The organism is Mucilaginibacter sp. P4_G9, from assembly GCF_056400985.1.
Genome location: NZ_JBFUKF010000387.1, coordinates 1 through 4,674 on the forward strand (window position 1 = coordinate 1; position 4,674 = coordinate 4,674).

The window sequence follows — 4,674 nt, forward strand, 5'->3', positions numbered from 1 at the left end:
AGCTAAAGCCATCTTTATGATAATTTTTCCCATGGCCTTTCAGTTGTTTATTATTAACTGATAAAGCAGCAGGCCCGGTGATCTTTAAAAAATATGGATCGCCATTTTTATCGGTTTTAAAATCGGTCACCGTACCCGAAACCTGCAGGCCCGAACTGTAAACCGCTGTACAGGTATTTTTACTTTCAAAAGCCTTACCTAATCCATAAGCGCCACCTCTGCGGAACGACATGGTGTTGGCAAATTCCTCCAGCACATTTACCAGGTTTTGGAAAGTTGGTGTTACAAAAAGCTGTGGCTGTGTTTTAGTGATATCATAACTATAGTTCACCGCATCAATAGTGTACCAAAGTTTTTTTACCTCCGTCGTCATACAACTGGCGCTTTCGCCAATAGACGAGAGCAGGCCTGCGCCGTAGATCTTTGGGTTTTCTAATGTACCAATCAAACCGTATTCTACCGTCCACCAATGCAGGCGGCTTAGCAGGGCCATCTCTGATGGTTCACCTATATGCTGTTGCCGGTAAGCTACCAGTTCATCGGCCTTCTTCACCTCTTCCGGGTCGGCATCGGGCATTTCTTTTAGTATCGATAAAGCTCGTATGGCTTCGTAAAGTTCAAAATCCTGTGCCGAAAACATGGCTTTTGCCCCTATCGAGCCAAAATAGCTCAAATATTCGTGGTAATCCTTATCAGCAATAATTGGCGCGTGCCCCGCAGATTCGTGAATGATATCGGGCGCTGGTGTATATTCAATATGCCGCGACTGGCGGATATCCGCTGCAATAACCAGCACCTTGTAAGCCTGGTATTCCATAAAGGCAGCAGGAGGTATAAAACCATCAACAGTAACTGCTCCCCAGCCAATTTTGGCCAGGGCATCGTTCATTTCCTGCAGGTTGGGGATTCTTTCTATAGTTAAGCCGGCTTTGGTTAAGCCGGGAATGTATGGGTAATAGGCAACATCCTTTAAGTAACTATAATTTTGCCGCATTACATAGCGCCAAACAGCGTGGTCAATGGGCGTGTAATGCTCGTAATGTTGGTCGACTATAAATTGTTTTAAATGACCGGGCAACGCAGCAACCTGCGGATTGTGAAAATCATTAAAATGGCTCATTTACGTTTGGTACGGTTTATAAACAGAACGTAAATTTAGGAAATAAGATTGCCTTTACTGAAACAGGTTGATAGTAATTTATGGTTTTTTATAACATTAATCAGAAGGAAGATCCTTTTCTAATCTATCTGTACGAAATACATAGTAAACACCCATTAAAGAAATAAGGGCCGATACCACATAAAAAGATAAGCTTAAAACTACGGCCAGTTCGCCGTTCATTTGGAATTTTTCGACAATTACCCACTTAAATATAAACTCCCGAAAGCCAAGCCCTCCAACGCTAAATGGTATAACTGCCGCCATAGACGACATCAGGAAAGCCGATAAATAGGGGGCGAATTTACCGATGTGATGTAAGCCTACCATTACACACAAAATTGTGGTTAACTGTAATGATTGTAAGGCCACTGCCTTTAAATGAGCCTCAAAAAAGTACCTGGTATATTCTTTAAAAAATTTGTGTGCCACAAAATAATACACCGCCGTTGCAGTTAAAAATATAGCTCCTGTTAACAATGGACTAATATTTAGCTGCGGAAGAAAAATAACAAGTACGGCAGTAATTAAACCAATTGCCCAAAAACCGCTCAACCTGTCAAACAAAATTGCCCAGAAAACTTTTTTAGCAGGCATTTTGTAACTTTTGTTCAGCAGGTATATTTTGTAACCATCGCCGCCTATGCCACCTGGTAAAAACAAGTTATAAAACATACCAAGCATATATAAGCGTAAATTAAATCTCCAGCCTATGTGTAAATCTATAGATCTGAAAAAACTTAATAACCTTGAAGCGGATACAATAGTTGAAAGAAAAAAACATACCACAGCAGCCAGAGCCCACCATGGATTTGATTGGCTAAGTAACTCTTTAACCTGATCAATTTTTATTTTACTAAAAACATAATAAAGCAAGGCACCGGTAACGCAGATCTTTAAAATCAGCTTGGTAATATGCCACAGGGTACTTTTAAATGTTTTAGGTTTTTTTTCGGCGGTGATGGTTTTCAGATCCTCCAACGGAAAAGTTTCAGCCGGGTTAAAGGGGCCAATATAATCTTCGTCGTATTGTTTGCGTTTTTCATTATCGCTCAAAACCTGGTAAGCTTCAGCAACTAAATCATTGGGAGCCTTACTATTACTGATTTTGCGATAGGCTTCGTCAATATCATTTAATGTAGCACTGGGGTCGATGCCTAAAATTTCGTAATAATCCTTATCTATCATTGTTGAAGCAAATTAACGGCAACTGCCATTTTGGGTGCAAAGCTATGTTATTTTTTTATTTAGCTATATGAGGACAATGATTTAACAAAATTTAGCAATTATGTTTTGAAAAATTTAAAACCAAACCAAATTAATTGGTGTAATCAACTACAACATGGGTGTAATCCTAACGAAATGGTAATATTCAAATCAGTGTAATCAATAATATAAATCGATGCAATCCTAAATTCAATTGTTATTTTTGCGCAAATTTTTATCAGTATGAATAAAGTAAAGGTTGGCATAGTGCAAATGAGCTGTAATGCAGATAAACAGCAAAACCTGCAAAAGGCCATTATTAAAGTAAGGGAGGCAGCAGCCAAAGGCGCCCAAATAGTTTGTTTACAGGAGTTGTTTACCTCGCTTTATTTTTGTGATGTTGAGGATTACGACAATTTTAAACTGGCCGAAGCCATACCCGGCCCATCAACAGATGAGTTATCAAAAGTTGCTGCCGAGCTTAACGTGGTAATTATTGCTTCATTGTTTGAGAAGCGCGCGCAGGGCCTTTACCATAATACCACAGCTGTTTTGGATGCCGATGGCAGCTACTTAGGCAAATACCGCAAAATGCATATACCCGATGATCCGGGCTTTTACGAAAAATTCTACTTCACCCCCGGCGACCTGGGTTATAAGGTATTTAAAACCAAATACGGCAAATTAGGTGTGCTCATCTGCTGGGATCAATGGTACCCCGAAGCTGCCCGTATCACAGCGTTAATGGGCGCCGAGATATTATTTTATCCAACTGCCATTGGCTGGGCTACTACTCAGGATGAAGCTACCAATGTGGAACAATACAATGCATGGCAAACCATTCAACGCTCGCACGCGGTAGCCAACGGCATACACGTAGTAAGCGTTAACCGTGTTGGCGAAGAAGCAGGCGTTAAATTCTGGGGCGGATCATTCTTTGCCAACCCGTTTGGTGCAATTATCCAGCAAACATCACATGATGAGGAAGAGGTTGTTGTACAGGAATTAGATTTAGATAAATCTGATTATTATAGAAGCCACTGGCCGTTTTTACGTGACAGACGGATTGACAGTTACCAGCCGATTACTAAACGTCTCTTGGACGAAGATTAATTCCCCGCCCGTCATTGCGAGGTACGAAGCAATCCCCGAGCTACAGAGCCACTCTGTACAGTTAGGGATTGCTTCGTACCTCGCAATAACGGGTAGGATATACATATTTGCTTACCAACTATGAGCCAAAATACTTCAACTATACAAACCCCTGCTTCGCAGGGATTTTCCTTTCCTGCTGAGTGGGCAAAACACACAGCAACCTGGCTTTCATGGCCTCATAAAGAGGCTTCATGGCCGGGGAAAATAGATACCATTTACCCGGCATACATCGAATTCATCAAAGTATTAACCAAAGGCGAATTAGTGCGCATCAACGTGGTTGATGAAAACATGAAGGCTTCGGTTACTTTTCAATTGCAACATGCCGGTGTTGATATGAGCCGGGTGGAGTTGTTTGAATTTGCAACAAATGATGCCTGGTGCCGCGACCACGGACCCGCGTTTTTGATCAACCCATATACTAAACAAAAAGCTATTGTTGATTGGGGCTATAATGCCTGGGGTGGCAAATATCCCCCGTTTGATCTTGATGATGTAATCCCTACAAAAATTGGGAAACACTTTGGTTTGCCTGTATTTAATCCGGGTATTGTAATGGAAGGTGGCTCTGTTGATTTTAATGGCAAGGGCACAATTTTAACCACCACTGCCTGCCTGCTCAACAAAAACCGCAACCCGCATTTAAACCAGGACCAGATTGAAGGCTACCTGCGCAACTATTACGGCGCCGAACAAATTTTATGGTTGGGCGATGGCATTGTTGGTGACGATACCGACGGCCACATTGATGATATTACCCGTTTTGTGAACGAGGATACCGTAGTTACTGTTGTTGAAGAGAACAAAAACGACGACAACTATCACCTGCTGCAGGAAAACCTGGAAGCTTTAAAAACCATGCGCCTGCTCAATGGCAAACAATTAAACGTTGTGGAACTTCCCATGCCCGATGAGGTGGTCCATGATGATACCCGCTTGCCGGCATCGTACGCTAATTTTTATATAGCCAACTCGGCTGTTGTAGTACCTACCTATCGTTCTGTAAATGACGATAAAGCATTACAAATCATTCAGCAATGCTTCCCCAATCGCGAGGTTGTAGGTATTGATTCTACAGATATCATCTGGGGACTTGGAAGTTTCCATTGTTTGAGTCAGCAGGAACCAAGCCCCCCAGCCCCCTAAAGGGGGAG

4 protein-coding genes are annotated in these 4,674 nt (G+C 41.9%); 2 read left to right on the forward strand and 2 right to left on the reverse strand.

Annotation, left to right across the window (positions count from 1 at the left end; genetic code table 11):
- On the reverse strand, positions 1-1,120 hold a 1,120-nt coding region (locus AC1DPZ_RS22230), incomplete at its 3' end, for an aromatic amino acid hydroxylase (protein ID WP_477407558.1).
- Positions 1,121-1,216: 96 nt separating this feature from the next.
- The gene (locus tag AC1DPZ_RS22235; protein WP_477407560.1) at positions 1,217-2,347 is read right to left on the reverse strand and encodes a flippase-like domain-containing protein; all 1,131 of its coding nucleotides are present in this window, start codon (positions 2,345-2,347) and stop codon (positions 1,217-1,219) included.
- 261 nt (positions 2,348-2,608) lie between these two features.
- On the opposite strand from AC1DPZ_RS22235, the gene AC1DPZ_RS22240 reads away from it, so the two are divergent.
- Positions 2,609-3,478 (forward strand): carbon-nitrogen hydrolase, encoded by an 870-nt coding sequence (locus AC1DPZ_RS22240; protein WP_477407562.1) that lies wholly within the window; start codon positions 2,609-2,611, stop codon positions 3,476-3,478.
- A 120-nt stretch (positions 3,479-3,598) separates the two neighbouring features.
- On the forward strand, positions 3,599-4,666 hold the full coding sequence (locus tag AC1DPZ_RS22245) for an agmatine deiminase family protein (RefSeq protein WP_477407564.1): 1,068 nt from the start codon (positions 3,599-3,601) through the stop codon (positions 4,664-4,666).
- Positions 4,667-4,674: the final 8 nt, after the last annotated feature.

Coding starts and splice junctions, on each gene's coding strand:
- AC1DPZ_RS22245 (WP_477407564.1), top strand. CDS start 3,599: ATGAGCCAAAATACTTCAACTATACAAACCCCTGCTTCGCAGGGATTT.
- AC1DPZ_RS22235 (WP_477407560.1), bottom strand. CDS start 2,347: ATGATAGATAAGGATTATTACGAAATTTTAGGCATCGACCCCAGTGCT.
- AC1DPZ_RS22240 (WP_477407562.1), top strand. CDS start 2,609: ATGAATAAAGTAAAGGTTGGCATAGTGCAAATGAGCTGTAATGCAGAT.